This is a genomic window from Candidatus Phytoplasma sp. AldY-WA1, assembly GCF_020312115.2.
GTDB classification, from domain to species: Bacteria; Bacillota_I; Bacilli_A; order Acholeplasmatales; family Acholeplasmataceae; genus Phytoplasma; species Phytoplasma vitis.
In genome coordinates, this window is sequence record NZ_JAHRHX020000118.1 from 1 (window position 1) to 1,169 (window position 1,169).

Annotated in this window: 1 pseudogene; it reads left to right on the plus strand. The window is 30.1% G+C overall.

Annotated features, from left to right (window positions below):
• Positions 1 to 960: 960 nt before the first annotated feature.
• Positions 961 to 1,169: pseudogene (locus KTO59_RS04355) on the plus strand (group II intron reverse transcriptase/maturase); the annotation flags it as partial.

Here is a 1,169-nt window from a genome sequence, read left to right on the forward strand (position 1 = left end):
CAATTCCATCAACAATAATTTAATTTAAAATATTAACTAATTTTAACTGAATAAGTTAAACTTTTTTTATTTTATTAAAACAATTTCAACTTTTTTGTTAACCAAAAAAAAGAAAATGAAATATGAAAAATTTAGATTTTAAAAAACAAGAATAAAAACTAGAACAAGAAATACAAAAAAATCTTAAAAATTGTTTTTGTAATCCTAATGAAAAAAACAAAACGGATTTATTTTTATTATTAATAAAAAAAACAGTGTTAAAAGCATTATCAATAAAAAAAGTATTCATGCACCTAGATTGGGCGCCAAAGAGGCTTTATTAACAGCGAATTAACGAATCGCAATGTGTGATAATCACATACTTCATATTCTTGGTTTATCAAACGAAAGAATGATAGATTACAGTAAAGAATAAAAGCGAATTGAGGTGAAGTTCATAACCAAGAGGATTTCGCGAGAAGAAAGAATTCCAAGGAGAAGTCCTGAAACGGACCTAAATGCAAATAAGTAGAGTAATGTGCAAACCAAGTTAAAAGGAACTGAAATGACTTGTAGGATGGAAATAAATAATTATGTATCTAGATTATTTATATTATTGAAGGGAAAATAATCCTTTTCTGGTTTAAATACTAACATCTTAACTCACCTAGCTAAACGGTATTTACCTACCTTAAGAGGTACAAACTCATAAGTTAATGCCAAGGTCAGCGTCCCTAAAGATTTCACGTAGTTAATAAGAGTAACTTGGATCTTCCTAAAAATCAAGGTTAAAACCTAAACATAAGAAGATAAAAAGTCTTATGGATTCAAGGAAAAAGCAGAATCATAGTAGTCGTTGGAGTAAAACTTAATTTGGAATAGTTAAGATAATCGCCCAACCAGGAAGTCATGGAAAGCATGATATAGGGCGAAGGAGGAAATAATATTTCGAGTTTAAAGACGTATAAGGGCGGTGGCTATATGCTATCAAAAGAAAGTAAAATTTCAAAACTAACTACGCATTTAAACAGAATTGAGACGAAATCAAAAGATAGCAAGAACATATCGAAGCGCACTTATCAATGGTTAACCAATAATATCATAAGCTACTATGTAGCTTTTGAGAAAGTGGCAACCAATAAAGGAGCAGGAACGGCTGGAATTGACTTCCAAACCATCGACGGAGTAGA